Consider the following 16,166-nt stretch of genomic DNA (forward strand, 5'->3'; position numbering starts at 1 on the left):
GTCATGGTATGACCCATTCGCACAACCTGATGAACGACCTCGCCTTTCTGGACGACAAACGCGCCCCAATGACAGAACAGTTATTGGCTTGGTGCGGGATAAACTCCGGCAGTACCAATCTGGACGGACTGAAACGCATGCATGCGGCCCTGTCTGACGCTTTTGGCGGTCTGGGCGCAGAAGTGGAGACCATTCCATCCCGGCCTTTACCCGTCGTAACGCGCGAAGGCGAAATCGTTGAACAACCGATTGGCGATATGCTCCGGCTGGTTAAACGCCCTCAGGCCCCGGTCCGGGTATTATTGACCGGCCATATGGATACGGTTTTCCCGGTCGATCACCCGTTTCAGTCCGAGACATTCCTCGATAGCGATACGCTCAACGCTCCCGGCGCCGCCGATATGAAGGGCGGGCTTTTGGTGATGCTTTATGCGCTCCTGACGATTGAGCAATCACCGCTCGCGGATCAAATTGGCTACGAGATCCTGATCAATGCCGACGAAGAGATCGGCTCTCAAGGCTCGGCCCATATGCTTACCGAAGCGGCATCGCGTGCGCATTTCGCTTGTGTTTATGAACCGGCGCTTGCGGACGGAACGCTCGCAGGCGCGCGTAAGGGAAGCGGGAATTTTGCGGCGATCATTAAAGGTAAAAGCGCTCACGCGGGCCGCGAACACCATCTTGGTCGCAATGCGCTTGTGGCTGCGGTAGATTTTATTTCTGGTATCGATCGATTATCCGGGCAACGCGAGGGGCTGACGGTCAATGTCGCGCGGGTTGATGGCGGTGGGCCAAACAATGTTGTGCCTGACCTTGCGGTGGTGCGTTTCAATGTGCGGTTAGAACAGCCTGATGATTCCGATTGGCTGTTATCCGAGGCAAATAAGCTTATCGCCGATATTGATAGCCGCGAAGGTTTTTCCGCGAAACTTGAGGGCGGCTTCACGCGCCCGCCGAAACCGATGACGCCGCAACTTGATGCGTTTTTCCGCGCGTTGCGCGCCGCAGGTGATGAGTTAGGTATTGGTGTCGATTGGGTGCCGACGGGCGGTTGTTGTGACGGTAATAATATCGCTGCGGCGGGCATTCCAGTTATCGATACGCTCGGTGTACGCGGTGCCCATATTCATTCCGCCCAAGAATTTGCAAAGCTCGATAGTCTCGTCGAGCGTGCGAAATTATCCGCCCTTTTATTGCTCAAGATCGCTGCGGGGGAGCTTCCGAACCCCGGCCTCTTTGAGAAAACGGAGAAAAACTAATGTCGCTTGCCTTCATGCGGCCTGTTCGCCGCGATGATTTTGACCAAGTGCTTGCCTTGGCGAAGCAATCCGGTGGCGGAATGACAAATTTGCCGTCCGACGCCGAAGCTTTGCGGCCGCGGGTTGAGTTTTCCGTTGAGAGTTTCGAGGCCAATGCCGAACGACCATCAGGCGAAGTCTATATGATGGTCTTGGAGAAAGACGGTAAAGTCATCGGCACATCTGCCGTATTTTCTGCGGTGGGGCTCGATTATGGGTTTGTAAATTATCGGATTAACAAGACCGTACACGCATCAAAACAGCTAAAAAAGCGGATTGAACGCAGGCTATTGGTACCGACCCATGATTTTACCGGCTGCGCAGAGGTGGGTACGCTTTTCCTGTCCCCCGATGCGCGCGGTGGTGGATATGGTAAAATCCTGTCAAAGGCTCGTTATCTTTTCATTGCGCAACATCGCAAACTGATAGCGGATCCGGTATGCGCTGAAATGCGCGGTTGGCGCGGCCCTAATGGCGAGCAGCCTTTTTGGGATTCTCTGGGCCGACTTTTCTTCGATATGGAGTTTGAAGACGCGGACCTTGCGAATTCCTCCATGGGCAACCAGATGATTGCTGATCTGCTGCCGCGTCATCCCATCTATGTTGCCCTATTGCCAAAGGCGGCGCGGGATGTTCTTGGCAAGCCCCATGACAGTGCGTTGCCAGCGTTCAACATGCTGTTGAGCGAAGGTTTTGCGTTCCGGGGCTATATCGATGTGTTCGATGCTGGCCCGTTGGTCGATGCGCGTATTGACGACATCAAGACCATACGTGAAAGCAGTATCAAAAAAGTATCTATTGGAAAGTCCGATTCCGAGACGCAATATCTCATATCGGCTGGACGACTTTCCACCTTTCGCGTGGTGCGCAGCGAAGGGACGATTGATGGCGATACCATCACGATTAGCGAAGAGGCTGCCAGAGCGCTCGGCACCAAAAGTGGCGACGAGGTTCGTGCAGTGAAGTGGTAACTTCATGAATGAGCCTGCGTTGTATTATTTTTGAGGCACAAAATGACAGACAAGATTTTAATCGACGGCCAATGGCGTATTGGTTCTGGTCCTGAGTTTTCGAGTTTTGACCCGTCGACAGGTGAGGCGATCTGGACCGGGAAGAGCGCAACCAAATCGGAAGTCAACGAAGCTGCAAGTGCAGCACGCGCCGCTTTTAAATCATGGGCGTTGACACCGCTCGGTGATCGCATTGCGATCATGGAAAAATATCGTGATCTGATTAAACGCGACAGCGAGGAACTCGCACGGTTGATTTCACGCGAGACCGGAAAACCTTTTTGGGAAACGAAAACCGAAGCGGCAGCAGTCGCTGGCAAGGTCGATATCTCTATCCGCGCCTATTATGAACGGACTGGTGAAACAGAAACCGCGACCGGGGCTACGCGCGGGGTTCTTCGCCACAAGCCACATGGGGTCATGGCTGTTCTGGGGCCATATAACTTCCCAGCGCATTTGCCAAATGGTCATATCGTTCCTGCGCTTATTGCCGGCAATACGGTTGTTTTCAAACCGTCGGAAATGACACCCGGACCAGGCGCATTCATTGTGGAACGGATGATCGAGGCTGGCGTTCCTGCGGGTGTGGTCAATCTGGTCCAGGGTGGCCGAGAGACTGGCGAGGCGCTGACCGGCGCTGAGGTCGATGGGGTTTTATTTACCGGCGGCGCAAAGACGGGTCTTGCGATCCATAAGCAATTTGTCGACCGGCTTGATGTCATTCTTGCCCTCGAACTTGGTGGGAATAATCCGTTGATTTGGTGGGATTCTGCAGATGTTGAGGCCGCAGCCTTCACGGTGGTTCAGTCAGCATTTTTAACTAGCGGGCAACGCTGTACCTGCGCACGTCGTTTGATTTTACCGAAAGGCGAGGCAGGCGATAAAGCGATTGAAGCGCTGGCGAAGTTGACCGACCGTATTCGAATTGGTGCACCTTTTGATGATCCGCAGCCCTTTATGGGTCCTGTCATTTCGCCAAAGATCGCCGAAGGGCTTGAACGCGCGTTTGATCATCTTGTTGAAGGTGACGGTGAGGCTATCCGCAATTTGAGCATTCGCGAAGACGGAAGCGCCTTTGTCAGCCCCGGGATCGTTGATGTGACACGTCGCGATAATGTGGCGGATGAAGAGCACTTCGGCCCGCTTTTAAAGGTCTGGCGTGTTGATGATTTCGATGAGGCGATTGACCTTGCAAATAAGACCAAGTTCGGCCTTTCGGCAGGTATTTTGACCGATGACATGACAAAGTGGGAAACCTTCCTGAAGCTTTCTCGCGCGGGTATTGTCAATTGGAATCGTCAAACCACTGGGGCGTCCGGTGCGGCACCCTTTGGCGGAATTGGGGCTTCGGGCAATCATCGTCCATCTGCTTACTATGCAGCGGATTATTGCGCATTTCCTGTCGCGTCCATGGAAGGTGAAAAATTACTTCCGCTTGCTGATGATCAGGTAGGTATTAAATGACCTATTCCGAGTATAATTTTGATGGCCTGATCGGCCCAACCCATAATTATGCTGGCCTGTCATTTGGAAATTTGGCTTCGGCAACGAATGCGGGCCGCGCGTCTAATCCGCGGGAGGCAGCGCTTCAGGGGCTCGCAAAAATGCGCGAGGTCATGTCGCTTGGCTTGGGGCAGGGTTTTTTACCGCCCCAAGATCGGCCCCATTTAAAAACACTTCGTGCTCTTGGGTTTTCGGGGACCGACAAACAGATCATCGAAAAGGTGGCCAATAAAGAACCGCAATTGCTCGCAAATTGCTATGCGGCGTCACCAATGTGGACAGCCAATGCCGGTACGGTAGCGCCGTCGCCGGACACAGCCGATGGCAAGGTCCATTTTACGGCGGCAAATCTCGCGGCGAACTTTCATCGCTCCATTGAGGCTGACACCACGGCAAGAGTTCTGTTGCACATTTTCGATGATGAGAATTTCTTCGTGCATCATCAACCGCTACCGGGGGCGATGCATTTCGGTGACGAGGGCGCAGCCAATCATGGACGTTTATGCGAGAACCATGGCGATAAAGCTGTGCACCTGTTCGTATATGGCGAGGATGGTCAGAAATTCCCGGCGCGGCAAAAATTGCGTGCCAGCGAGGCGATCGCGCGGAACCACAAGTTGAGCGATGATCAATGTGTCTTTGTCCAGCAATCGGCGACAGCCCTTGACGCTGGTGCATTCCATAATGACGTTGTTGGCGTTGCAAATGGCCGCGTATTATTCCTGCACGAACAAAGTTTTGCGGACCGGGATGCAGCCTACGCTGCGATCCGCGAAAAGGCACCCTTTGTCGAAATCATCGAAGCACAAGCGAGTACGGTGTCGCTTGAGGATTGCATAAAATCCTATCTGTTTAATTCGCAGCTTTTGACCCTGCCGGGCGGTGAGATGGCGCTTTTGTTGCCGTCTGAGTCCGAAGAGAACCCGCGGGTTAAGGCGTTTCTCGATGAAACCCTTTCAAAGAATAATCCGATTAATCGCGTCATCTTCAAGAATGTGCGTGAATCGATGCGCAATGGCGGCGGGCCGGCCTGCCTCCGCCTTCGGGTTGTTCTTTCGGAAGAAGAGGCCGCAGCCGTAAATCCGAACTTCATTCTTGATGACGCGCAAATCACCCGCCTAGAGGAATGGGTGAAAGCGCATTATCGCGATCATGTCTTGCCGGAAGACCTTCGAGATCCAGCCTTTATGGAAGAGAGTTTCGCCGCGATGGAAGCGCTGACGAAAATTCTGTCCATGGGAAGTTTTTACGACTTTCAGCGTTAGGAAGAGCATAACTTGTTCCAAAATGGGACATGTTGAACTGCGCAAAGTAGGTGAGATTTAATCAATTCCGCGTACAAGGACTCCAAAATTGGCCGTTGAAATGGCCGTTCGGAGTTTTGGATGACAGAAGCCAGCCCTGTTGGGGAGCAGGAAGGCGCGAACAGTAAGGCCTCAGCACTTTCTGGGGTAATCGCAACTGCTATTGCGCGACGAAATCAATTGAGCGTCCGCTTTTTAATTGCGGCGATCGGAGCAGCCATCCTTTGGGGGGCTGTTTCTCCATTAATGGCGATCGTTTGGTTCGCCGCTATGGCATTGAGCCAATTCGTTGACAATTATTTATGGGCCCCATTCCGCAAACCTAATCGCAAGCGTCCTATATCGCGTACCGAATGGGCAGGTTTGATTGTCGCTTCGGTTCAGGCCAGCGCGATCTATTCATTCTTTCCAACCATGCTGTGGATGTATTGGGGTGTACAAGGAAAGATATTCGCGATCCTGTGGCTGAGTGGTGCATTGCTTCACGTCTCGATGCACATGCATCATGAAAGACGAACTTTTATTGCCGCCTCTATTCCTCATTTATTGTATTATATCGGCTTGCCGCTTCATTCATTAATTACCGGAGCAGAACCGGGGCATATGGGGGCGGCGACATTGCTTCTCGCGGAGTTCATGTATCTCGGCCATTTGATTGCAGCCTTTAAGGAGTATCGTGCATCCAGCTTGTCTTTGCGGTTAGCGTCCGAGCGCGCGGCCGAAAAACAATTACAGGCGGAGCAGGCGAATAGTGCGAAATCTATCTTCCTTGCCAATATGGGGCATGAAATTCGTACACCAATGAATGGCATTTTGGGTATGGCGTCGTCACTTGGCGATAGCGATCTGACGCCGGATCAACGTAAAAAGCTCGATATCATCCGCGATTCCGGCGATGCTTTGATGACGGTATTGAATGATCTGCTGGATTTCTCGAAAGTCGAAGCAAACAAAATTGCAATCGAGAAAAATCCATTTTCATTTTCGGAATTGGCTCAGCGTGTCGAGAACCTTCATTCAATCCGTGCTGAAGAGAAAAATCTTGAATTCAAGATCAGCGTGATTGAAGGCGACAGCGGTAATTGCCAACGCATGGGTGATGGTCATCGCATTTTGCAGGTAATGCACAATCTGGTTTCGAATGCGGTTAAGTTCACCGATAGCGGATCGGTGACGCTCACGGTCGACGCAACCGATAAGGTGAACCATCGCATCGAAATCAAAGTCGCGGATAGCGGTATCGGCATGACCAAGGCGCAAGTCGAAAAGGTATTCGATCCCTTCACGCAGGCCGATGAAACGACGACACGGAAATATGGCGGAACGGGATTAGGTCTCTCAATTGCGAAAGGTCTTGTTGAGGCTATGGGCGGCGAAATTTCCGTCAGTTCCGAAGTCGGGCGCGGCAGTACATTCACGGTCTCAATGGTTGCACCGCCAGTTATGACGGCATCTGTCGGAATAGATAAGTTGCCCGAGCCTGCGAATGATCCAAACACCGTCCAGGATGCGCGGAAGCTTAAAATTCTTGTCGGCGAAGACAATTCGGTCAATCAGGCTGTCTTGACCGCGTTTTTAACCACGCGGGAACATGATCTCCATTTCGGACAAGATGGCCTCGACGTCATCTCGGCGTTTAAGGATGATGAGTTCGATCTGATCTTGATGGATATTTCCATGCCGAAACTCGACGGGCCAGAGGCGATGCGTCAGATCCGTTTTCTGGAGCGAGAACAAGGTAAGGCAGTTCCCACGCCGATAATCGCGGTATCCGCCCACGCCATGCAGCAGCAGATCGACCAATATCTGGAGATGGGTTTTGACGGCTATGTCACAAAGCCGATCAGACCCGATGATCTACACGGCGAAATCAATCGCGTGATGGCCGCCAGCAATCAAGCAACGCGTGAAAGCAGCGTTGCTTGAAAAGGAAAAATCCAGCTTAGCGAATGATTGATTGCGGTAGTGGCGTGACGATTTTGCGCGCAACTTCACGAAGGGTGAAGCTGGATTCGACGGTCGCAATATTCGGCATGCGGAGCATCGTTTCAGAAAGAAACGTCTCGTAAGTCGCCAAAGACGGCACGACAACCCGAATGAAATAGTCGAATTTCCCGGTCACGAGGTAACATTCCATCACCTCTTCACGGTCTTTTATGGCCGTTTCGAATTCGCGCAGCGTCTTGTCATCTTCACGTTCAAGCTTGACGAGAATGATAACAGTGACGTTCACGCCAAGGGCTTCGCGGTTGATTTCTGTGCGATAGCCTTTGATGATTCCCTCTGTCTCAAGGCGGCGTAGACGCCTGAGGCATGGGGTCGGCGAAAGGCCAACACGTTCGGCAAGCTCGGCATTGGTGATGCGAGCATTTTCCTGCAAGTGTTTCAGGATCTTGTGGTCGATATGGTCGAGCTTCATAGGTTCACTTCCAATAACACGCTATCTATTTAGCATTTAATGCTAAGCGTCAAGCGTAAATACCCTATATTTGACATGAAGCGCTCCACAAAATCCGCTACCTAGCCACGAGTCAGTCGTGCAATTTGGCGGACTGAGCGCACCATAAAAAGGAAAGACATAATGGAGTCTCGTATATTGCCGGTGGACGGCTGGAGCAAGGTTGTACATTTCACAGATAAGGAATCTGGTCTCGAGGCGATTATTTCAGTTCATGACGCGACACTTGGTCCGGCATGTGGCGGGTGTCGCATTTTTCCTTATGCGAGCTTCGAAGCGGGTCTCGAAGATGTGAAAAACCTTTCACGCGGGATGACCTATAAAAATGCGCTTGGCGGAATTCCTTTTGGCGGCGGGAAAGCCGTGATCTTTGCGGACCCGAAGAAAGACAAAAGTCCTGAGATGCTTCGCGCCTTTGGTAATGCGGTAAACAGCCTTGATGGGCTTTATTACACCGCCGAAGATTCCGGTGTTTCGGAAGACGACATGAAGACCATTCAGTCAGTTACGAAATATGCGGCCGGCATTCATGCGCAGGGCGTCGGCGGTAATCCGTCACCCTTTACCTCTCGGGGTGTCTGGCGCGGCATGCAGGCAGCGGCGCGTCAAAAATTCGGCGCGGATTCGCTCAAAGGTCTGACCGTATCCATTCTCGGTGTCGGTGCCGTCGGTATGGAGCTTGCCCGTCTGATCAATGAAGAAGGCGGACATCTGGTCGTTGCGGACGTTAATGAGGCAGCCGTTGCAGAGGCGGTGAAACGTTTCGACGCGAAGGCAGTTTCGCCTGAAGACGCAATCGCCGCAGATGTGGATATTTTCTCACCTTGCGCGCTGGGCGGTTCGATCAATGTCGATACGATCGACCAGATCAAGGCGAAAGTCATCGCCGGTGCGGCCAACAATCAATTAAAAACGCCGGATATGGACGAGGCGCTTCGCGCGCGCGGCATCCTATATTGCCCGGATTATGTGATTAATGCGGCTGGTGTCATCAGCGTTGGTCTCGAGATTCTGGGTACCTGGACCAATGACGAGATGAACCGCCGGATCGATAAAATCGGCGATACATTGACTGAAATCTTCAAGCGCGCAGATGCGGAAAACGCGCCAACCGGCGCAGTCGCAGATCGCCTGGCGATGGAAGTCATTGAAAAGAAAAAAGCTGAGTAAGAATTTTCACGTAGAAAACTTAAACCCTTGCGCGCCCCCGAATAAAATTGATTAACTATGCTTCGGGGGCGGAGCCTTGGGGCCTTGAGGGCATGTAATCCGCCGGTCATTGTTATGATGGAGGGGGTATCATGTACCAACAACTATTGTCTCGCGCGATTGGGTTTGCTGGCGCGGGACCGCGAGAAGATCTTCTGTTAGGCACGCACCGTGGGCTCGATAGTTCGGTCCGTTCGGGTGTGGTGAATATTGGCTTCCAAATATTTGGTCCACTGATCGTTGCGTTTTTCGCGGGGTTGATCTTTGTCGGTGCGATGCAGGTCGAATTTTCTCAATTTTCGAATTGGTACATTCGAATAATTTTTTCCATCTCGATCTTGTTCCACCTGCTTTTGTTATTCGCCTATGGAGGGCGGATGGGCTTTTGGGGAATCGCGCTTGTTTTGGTTTCTTTTGCGTTCACTGTCTTGCAAATTTTGGCCGCTTTAAGCCTTGTTCAACTGGTTCTCGGCGTTGAGCTGAAAGATGGTTCCTTGTTGCAGCAATATCGGGATTTAGTCCTGAATGCGGTTACCTTGTTTGGGATGGAGACGCGTCTCGACGAGCAGATCGGACAGGTCGGAAAACTCGCATATAAAGTTTCGTATGATCTCTTGGTGCAGGTTGGGGCAGGGCTTGTTCTAGCGGGCATTAGTGCGATTGGCGCGGCTTCACGCAAGGGTTAGGCAATCTAGGAAATTCATGACTAGCCAAATCAACCGGTGGCGTGCGAATTGATCGCGCGCCACAATTTTTTGTGTGTTGAGGCGGGGGCTTGGGCGCTGTAGTTTGGCCGCAACGTGCTGCGACCCCGCGCGGCGTAACCAGACTTGGAAAGAGCGTAAAATGACCCAATCAGACCCTATCGTTATCGCTGGCATGGCCCGGACCCCAATCGGTAATTTCCTGGGCGCTTTCACGGGCGTAAAGACAACAGAACTTGGCGCGCGCGCAATCGACGCTGCGCTAGAGCGTGGTGCGGTAAAGGCAGATGAAGTTGCCGAAGTCATCATGGGTTGCGTGCTTCCTGCCGGTCTTGGACAGGCACCCGCGCGTCAGGCTGCGCTCGCCGCAGGTATTCCGCAAGCAGCGGGTTGTACGACCGTCAATAAAATGTGCGGCTCAGGCATGAAAGCCGTGATGATGGGCCATGATGCGATCTTGGCAGGATCATCAGAGATAGTCGTCGCCGGCGGGATGGAGTCCATGACCAATGCGCCGCATCTTTTGCCAAATGGCCGTACAGGGATCAAATATGGTGCGGGCGTCGTCTATGACCATATGGCGATCGACGGGCTAGAGGATGCGTATGATCCGGGCAAGGCCATGGGTGTTTTCGCAGAGCTTTGCGCCCGTGAAAAAGAATTCTCCCGCGAGCAGCAAGACGAATATTCGATGCGGTCGGTTACACGCGCGCAGGAAGCGATTAAAAATGGTTCCTTTGCGGATGAAATCATTCCGGTTGAGGTCAAAACCCGAAAAGGTGTTGTCACGGTTTCTGACGATGAAAAGCCGGGCGTTGTTGACGCTGCGAAAATCCCAAGCCTGCGTGCCGCATTTGAAAAAGACGGGACCGTGACGGCGGGGAATGCCTCGGCAATTTCTGACGGCGCGGCGGCAGTGGTATTGATGCGCCAATCAACCGCTGAGGCTAAAGGCGCAAAACCCGTTGCGCGCATTCTCGCCCATTCGACCCATGCGCAAGCGCCGGAATGGTTCACAACAGCACCGGTCGCGTCAATCAAGACAGTTCTGGATAAGGTTGGCTGGTCGGTGAACGACGTCGATCTGTTCGAGATCAACGAAGCATTCTCGGTGGTGCCGCTGGCGGCGATGCGCGAGCATGATATTCCGGCCGAAAAGGTGAATATTCATGGCGGGGCAATCGCGCTGGGGCATCCGATCGGTGCCTCCGGTGCGCGAATTCTCGTAACCTTGATTAGCGCCCTGAAACAGACGGGCGGCAAACGCGGCGTGGCCAGCCTGTGTATTGGTGGCGGCGAGGCGACCAGCATCGCGCTTGAGTTGATCTAGCCATTATTGATCGGTAATCGGCCAAAATTTTGGCCGAAAATGCGGTGCTGAGGCTATTCTTTCCGTGGTTTGCGCTTTATCAACAGCGCAAACCTCGATGGGAGGAAGCGCGCGGCACCCATTTGCCTACGCGGTCAATAATTGATGATGGTAGACTAATATTATGAGCAAACAGACTTTTGATTGGCAGGACCCGCTTCTGCTCGAAACGCAGTTGAGCGACGAAGAGCGGATGATCCGTGAGGCGGCCCGTGGTTATGCGCAGGATAAATTGATGCCGCGCGTGATTATGGCCAATCGCGAGGAAAAATTTGACCGCGAGATCATGACCGAGCTCGGCGCGCAGGGTCTTTTGGGCGCGACTGTCGCGGAAGAATATGGCGGCGGCGGCGCGAGCCATGTTGCCTATGGCCTGATTGCCCGTGAGGTTGAGCGCGTTGATAGCGGCTATCGCTCGGCCATGTCGGTACAGTCTTCGCTGGTTATGTACCCGATTGAGTCATTTGGCACCGAAGAGCAAAAAAAGAAATACCTGCCGAAACTCGCAAGTGGTGAGTGGGTCGGTTGTTTTGGGCTGACCGAGTCTGATGGCGGTTCTGATCCAGGCGCGATGCGCACCAAAGCTGAGAAAGTGAGCGACGGTTATAAGCTCAATGGCTCAAAAATGTGGATCACCAATTCGCCAATCGCTGACATTGCGGTTGTATGGGCGAAACTCGATGGCGAGATCCGCGGCTTTATCGTAGAGCGCGGCACAAAAGGATTCTCGACGCCAAAAATCGACGGCAAGCTTTCCCTTCGTGCGTCCATCACCGGAGAGATCGCGCTTGAAGATGCGGTCGTCCCCGAAGAAAACCTGTTGCCGAATGTGAAGGGCCTTCGCGGTCCGTTCTCATGCCTCAATAAGGCGCGTTATGGTATCTCATGGGGTGCGATGGGTGCTGCCGAAGCGTGCTGGATGTATGCGCGCGATTACGCGATGGATCGCGTGGTTTTCGGTAAGCCGATTGCGGGAACGCAACTTGTTCAGAAAAAACTGGCCGATATGCAAACAGAAATCGCGCTTGGCCTTCAAGGCTCGTTGCAGCTTGGCCGGTTGCTCGATCAGGGTGCGTTCGTTCCGGAAGCGATTTCCATGCTCAAGCGGAACAATTGCGGTAAAGCGCTGGAGATTGCGCGCGTTGCCCGCGATATTCATGGCGGTAACGGAATTTCCGATGAATATCATGTTCTGCGTCATGCGATGAACCTTGAAACGGTCAATACCTATGAAGGTACCCACGACATTCACGCGCTGATCCTTGGGCGCGCGATGACCGGTCTTCAGGCCTTTCAATAATCGCTAAAACCAAATCAACGAAACGGCCCCGAATGCGGGGCCGTTTTTATTTGCCGCTAATTTGCGCCTGTAGGCTTCGAGACGAAGTCGTGTGTTGGAATTTCAGCTTCTTATCCGGGAAGACATAGTGAAACGCGCCATGCGCCATCAGCGCCGCCTCATGAAAACCGGATAAAATCAATTTGAGTTTTCCGGGGTAATGCGCCATGTCACCAATGCAGAAAATGCTGGGTACGGAACTTTCAAATTTTTCCGTGTCTACGGCGATGCGGTTTTCTGTCAGGTCAAGGCCAAATTCTGCGATGGGGCCGAGCTTCATGGTCAGGCCGAAAAAAGCAAGCATCATATTGCAGGGTATTTCGCGATCACCGTGATCGGCTGACGTCGTTTTTACCGCACTGATTTGACCATTCGTGCCTTCCAGACCGGTGATCTGCGCCACATGGAAATCGACTTTTCCCTCTGCCGTGAGGGCGTGCATTTTCTCGACACTATCGGGAGCTGCACGGAAGTCAGGGCGGCGATGGATGAGCGTTACTTTTTCTGCGATCGGGGCGAGGTTATTCGTCCAGTCCAGCGCACTGTCGCCGCCGCCAGCGATGACTATATTCTTGTCACGGAACATATCGCGCTTTCTCACGGAATAAAAAAGCGTTTTATTTTCAAATTGTTCAATGTCTGGAATCGGTGGTTTCTTGGGTTGGAAGGAACCGCCGCCGGCAGCGATACAGATTACCGGTGCGGTTATCGAAGTGCCCATGTCGGTTTCGATTTTCCATCGTCCGTCGTCTTTTTTCTCAAGCGAAACAGCCATTTCGTTGAGATGAAATTCCGGGTCAAACGGCGAAATTTGCTCGATCAATTGTTCGGTTAATTGTTGTCCGGTGATCGATTTTATAGCCGGAATATCGAGGATCGGTTTTTCCGGATATAGCTCCGCACACTGACCGCCGGGCTTGTCAAGGATATCAATCAAATGGGCTTTGATGCCCAATAGGCCAAGCTCAAACACTGCGAAAAGCCCGACCGGGCCTGCGCCGATGATAATCGCATCGGTCTCGTATGCGCCGCCCATCGGGGCGCTTTCAACGAGCGCTGACGTCATGCGGGAAAACCTCCCCCCATTACTGATGGAGGGAAGTTAAACGCGTTTTGCGAGCGATGAAAAGGGGTCAGACCGTGAGAACGACCTTCCCGGTTGCTTTACGCTCTTGCAACATATTTAGCGCCTGCGCGGCATCTTCGAGCGGGAAGGCGGCTGTAATTCGTGGGCGAATTTTTCCCTCTTCGTAGAAGCGGAACATCTCTTCCACATATTCCGCATTCAATTGTGGGTTGCGCATGGTGAATGCGCCCCAAAACACACCAACAATTTGACAGCTTTTAAGAAGCGTAAGATTGAGCGGAATTTTTGGAATACCCGCGGGGAAACCGACAACCAGAAACCGGCCTTCCCATGCCAAAGCTCGCACGGCCGGTTCGGCATAATCGCCGCCGACCGCATCATAGATGACATTCGCGCCTTCGCCGCCGCAAAGTTTTTTGATCTCTCCGGAAAGGGCTTTTTGGCTATCGCGATCAAGCTCGCGCGGATAAATGAGCGTTTCATCCGCACCGAGTTCGCGGCAAAATTCCGCCTTCTCTTCCGATGAGACGCCGGCCACAACTTTAGCGCCGAAGGCTTTGCCGAGTTCAATGGCCGCTGCACCGACGCCGCCCGCTGCACCGAGGATAAAAAGAGATTCGCCCGGCTGAATATTTGCGCGGTTTTTCAACGCATAGTGCGATGTTCCATAGGTCAGCATAAATCCCGCGGCTTCGTCGAAGGGCATCGAATCCGGGATTTTGTTCGTACGTGCAGCATCGGCCACAAAATGCGTTGCGTAGCCGCCATTGACGCCGCCGGCCAAAACGCGATCGCCCGGTGCGAGCCCAGTTACATTGTCACCAACAGATTCGATTATGCCAGCGACCTCGCCACCCGGCGCGAAGGGACGGGGCGGTTTGAATTGATAAAGATCTTTAATGATGAGCGTGTCGGGAAAATTTACCCCTGCGGCTTTGACGGCGATCAATACCTGACCCGGACCCGGTTTTGGCGTATCAATCTCTGTGAGTTTCAACGTCTCCGGTCCACCCGGCTCGTGGCTCAACATTGCTTTCATAATAGTCTAGTGTCCTTCAACCTTGCTCTACGGATTTATCTTACGCATTGTGATACGACCAATAAATGATCAATCACACATGATTGTGCATCCGGGAGGGTTGTCATGCGCCGAATGATACTGAGTAGTTTAGTTTTGTTATTACTCGCAGGGTGCGCAACAGCAGCGCGGTACACACTTCAGGATCGCTTCCGCGCCATCGGTCTGCCCGATCAGACAGCCGATTGTATGGTGGATGAACTCGATCAGCGGCTATCCAGCCAAGACCTGTCTGATCTTGCGCAATATACGCTGCGCCTAAGTCGGTCCGATTCAACCTTGGGTGCGATCCGCGCGCTAATGTCGATTGATAACCCGCGTGCGGTTACGGCCATCGGTGCATCCGGTGCCGCTTGCGTATCGAGCTTCCGTCTATGAGCGAACTTAGTGTGAAGTCGCCTGCCGCAAAACCGACGGCGTCTGTTTACCGCTTTTACGTTCTGTTTCTACTGACCGGTGTTTACACGTTCAACTTTGTTGACCGGCAAATTGTTGGTATTTTATCACCGGCAATTAAAGCCGATCTTGGCCTTGCAGATTGGCAACTCGGTATACTGAAGGGTTTTGCCTTCGCCGTTCTTTATACGACGCTCGGCATACCGATTGCGCGACTGGCGGATCGGCATAATCGGGTAACGATTATTTCTGTCGCGCTCGCTCTTTGGTCAGGTTTTACGGCCCTTTCCGGATTGGCGGCTAACTTTACGCAACTTGCCTTGGCCCGTGTCGGCGTTGGCATTGGCGAAGCCGGTGGTTCACCGCCGGCCCATTCGCTGATTTCTGATTACTTCCCCAAAGAAAAGCGCGCAGGAGCCCTTGCCATATATGCGATGGGGATCCCGATCGGTATGGCGCTCGCATTTCTTGGGGGCGGGTGGCTGACGCAAACTTTCTCCTGGCGCGTGGCCTTTGTCGTTGTTGGCTTGCCGGGTGTCTTGATGGCGATCTTGTTAAAGCTCACCGTCAAGGAGCCGCCGCGTGGTCGGTTCGATGCGGATGAAAAGCCCGATCAATTTGCGCAAAGCAAGATCGAAACGCCGAAAGGGCCTTTCGAGAAATTGATCTATAAATGTGCGACTATCCTGCCCGCGAATGCGGCGTCCGCGACCTTTCATGAGATCGCTACGATATGGCGTGCCGCGAAGTATTTACTGGCGATTCCAACCTACCGCGCGGTAGTAATTGCAACGACAGCAATATCATTTACCGCCTATGCGAATGGTGCGTGGATCGTTGATTTTTACACCCGCGCCCATAGCGACTTTCCATTGATGCAAATCTACATGTGGCTTGGAATTGTGTCCGGTACGGCCTATGCGGCGGGGACATTTCTCGGTGGTTTTCTCGTTGATAAATTCGCGATTAAAAACCGAAAAATGTATGGCTACATTCCCGCAATTGCATTGGTGCTGAATTTGCCGGCGTTTCTATTGGTGCTTTGGCACCCAAGCCCGGTTGTGTCATTGGCGTTTCAGTTTCCGGTACAAATGGCGATTGGTTTCTATCTCGGCCCGGCATTCGCCTTGGCCCAAACGCTTGCGCCGGTATCGGTTCGCGCGCTTTCAACCGCTGTGTTCTTTTTCATCCTCAACATGATCGCTCTAGGATTGGGGCCAACCGTCGCCGGTTTCCTGTCGAGTGCCTTAATTGAGCCACTCGGAGAGGATATTGGCCTCAGGGTTTCGTTGAGTGTCGTTTCGCTTGCGGGCCTTTATGGCGCATGGATGTTCTATCAAGCGACCAAAACCATCAACAAAGATTGGGATAAGGCAACGGGAACGGGATAAAAATTAAAGAGGGGTAAGAT

Annotated in this window: 14 protein-coding genes; 11 read left to right on the top strand and 3 right to left on the bottom strand. The window is 52.9% G+C overall.

Annotated elements, in window-relative coordinates; translation table 11 throughout:
• The first annotated feature begins 8 nt into the window (after positions 1 to 8).
• The 5 genes from ABFZ83_RS03285 to ABFZ83_RS03305 all read left to right on the top strand — a co-directional run bounded on the left by ABFZ83_RS03285 (position 9) and on the right by ABFZ83_RS03305 (position 7,041).
• Entirely contained in the window at positions 9 to 1,259 is a 1,251-nt protein-coding gene (locus ABFZ83_RS03285) for a hydrolase (RefSeq protein ID WP_411818004.1), read from the top strand.
• On the top strand, positions 1,259 to 2,269 hold the full coding sequence (locus ABFZ83_RS03290) for an arginine N-succinyltransferase (RefSeq protein ID WP_411818005.1): 1,011 nt from the start codon (positions 1,259 to 1,261) through the stop codon (positions 2,267 to 2,269). The genes ABFZ83_RS03285 and ABFZ83_RS03290 overlap by 1 nt, the downstream gene beginning before the upstream one ends.
• 42 nt (positions 2,270 to 2,311) lie before the next feature.
• Positions 2,312 to 3,772, top strand: a complete 1,461-nt coding sequence (gene astD, locus ABFZ83_RS03295) for a succinylglutamate-semialdehyde dehydrogenase (protein WP_411818006.1) — start codon at positions 2,312 to 2,314, stop codon at positions 3,770 to 3,772.
• Complete coding sequence (gene astB, locus ABFZ83_RS03300; RefSeq protein WP_411818007.1) at positions 3,769 to 5,076, top strand: N-succinylarginine dihydrolase; 1,308 nt, start codon at positions 3,769 to 3,771, stop codon at positions 5,074 to 5,076. The genes astD and astB overlap by 4 nt, the downstream gene beginning before the upstream one ends.
• A 120-nt stretch (positions 5,077 to 5,196) precedes the next feature.
• Positions 5,197 to 7,041 (top strand): ATP-binding protein, encoded by a 1,845-nt coding sequence (locus tag ABFZ83_RS03305; RefSeq protein ID WP_411818008.1) that lies wholly within the window; start codon positions 5,197 to 5,199, stop codon positions 7,039 to 7,041.
• Between the two features lie 16 nt (positions 7,042 to 7,057).
• On the opposite strand, the gene ABFZ83_RS03310 is transcribed toward ABFZ83_RS03305, so the two are convergent.
• A complete protein-coding gene (locus ABFZ83_RS03310; RefSeq protein ID WP_369313939.1) occupies positions 7,058 to 7,534 on the bottom strand; it encodes an Lrp/AsnC family transcriptional regulator in 477 nt (158 codons plus the stop codon).
• A 162-nt stretch (positions 7,535 to 7,696) separates the two neighbouring features.
• Here ABFZ83_RS03310 and ABFZ83_RS03315 point away from each other — a divergent pair, with 162 nt between their 5' ends.
• The 4 genes from ABFZ83_RS03315 to ABFZ83_RS03330 all read left to right on the top strand — a co-directional run bounded on the left by ABFZ83_RS03315 (position 7,697) and on the right by ABFZ83_RS03330 (position 12,155).
• Positions 7,697 to 8,743 (top strand): Glu/Leu/Phe/Val dehydrogenase dimerization domain-containing protein, encoded by a 1,047-nt coding sequence (locus tag ABFZ83_RS03315; protein ID WP_411818009.1) that lies wholly within the window; start codon positions 7,697 to 7,699, stop codon positions 8,741 to 8,743.
• A gap of 131 nt (positions 8,744 to 8,874) precedes the next feature.
• Positions 8,875 to 9,468: a hypothetical protein gene (locus ABFZ83_RS03320; protein ID WP_411818010.1), complete on the top strand. Its 594-nt coding sequence runs from the start codon at positions 8,875 to 8,877 to the stop codon at positions 9,466 to 9,468.
• A 160-nt stretch (positions 9,469 to 9,628) separates the two neighbouring features.
• Positions 9,629 to 10,816, top strand: coding sequence for an acetyl-CoA C-acyltransferase (locus ABFZ83_RS03325; protein WP_411818011.1), 1,188 nt, complete (start codon positions 9,629 to 9,631; stop codon positions 10,814 to 10,816).
• A 163-nt stretch (positions 10,817 to 10,979) separates the two neighbouring features.
• Positions 10,980 to 12,155, top strand: a complete 1,176-nt coding sequence (locus ABFZ83_RS03330) for an acyl-CoA dehydrogenase (protein WP_411818012.1) — start codon at positions 10,980 to 10,982, stop codon at positions 12,153 to 12,155.
• A 46-nt stretch (positions 12,156 to 12,201) separates the two neighbouring features.
• On the opposite strand, the gene ABFZ83_RS03335 is transcribed toward ABFZ83_RS03330, so the two are convergent.
• Both ABFZ83_RS03335 and ABFZ83_RS03340 read right to left on the bottom strand, forming a co-directional pair.
• On the bottom strand, positions 12,202 to 13,230 hold the full coding sequence (locus ABFZ83_RS03335; RefSeq protein WP_411818799.1) for an NAD(P)/FAD-dependent oxidoreductase: 1,029 nt from the start codon (positions 13,228 to 13,230) through the stop codon (positions 12,202 to 12,204).
• Positions 13,231 to 13,327: 97 nt separating this feature from the next.
• Entirely contained in the window at positions 13,328 to 14,320 is a 993-nt protein-coding gene (locus ABFZ83_RS03340) for an NADPH:quinone oxidoreductase family protein (RefSeq protein WP_411818013.1), read from the bottom strand.
• Positions 14,321 to 14,425: 105 nt separating this feature from the next.
• Between ABFZ83_RS03340 and ABFZ83_RS03345 the strand changes: the two genes are divergently transcribed.
• Together ABFZ83_RS03345 and ABFZ83_RS03350 are read left to right on the top strand one after the other, a co-directional pair.
• The gene (locus tag ABFZ83_RS03345) at positions 14,426 to 14,737 is read left to right on the top strand and encodes a hypothetical protein (protein WP_411818014.1); all 312 of its coding nucleotides are present in this window, start codon (positions 14,426 to 14,428) and stop codon (positions 14,735 to 14,737) included.
• On the top strand, positions 14,734 to 16,146 hold the full coding sequence (locus ABFZ83_RS03350) for a spinster family MFS transporter (RefSeq protein ID WP_411818015.1): 1,413 nt from the start codon (positions 14,734 to 14,736) through the stop codon (positions 16,144 to 16,146). Before ABFZ83_RS03345 ends, ABFZ83_RS03350 begins: the two co-directional genes overlap by 4 nt.
• Positions 16,147 to 16,166 lie beyond the last annotated feature (20 nt).

Source organism: Hyphococcus formosus (assembly GCF_046736345.1).
GTDB classification, from domain to species: Bacteria; Pseudomonadota; Alphaproteobacteria; order Caulobacterales; family Parvularculaceae; genus Hyphococcus; species Hyphococcus formosus.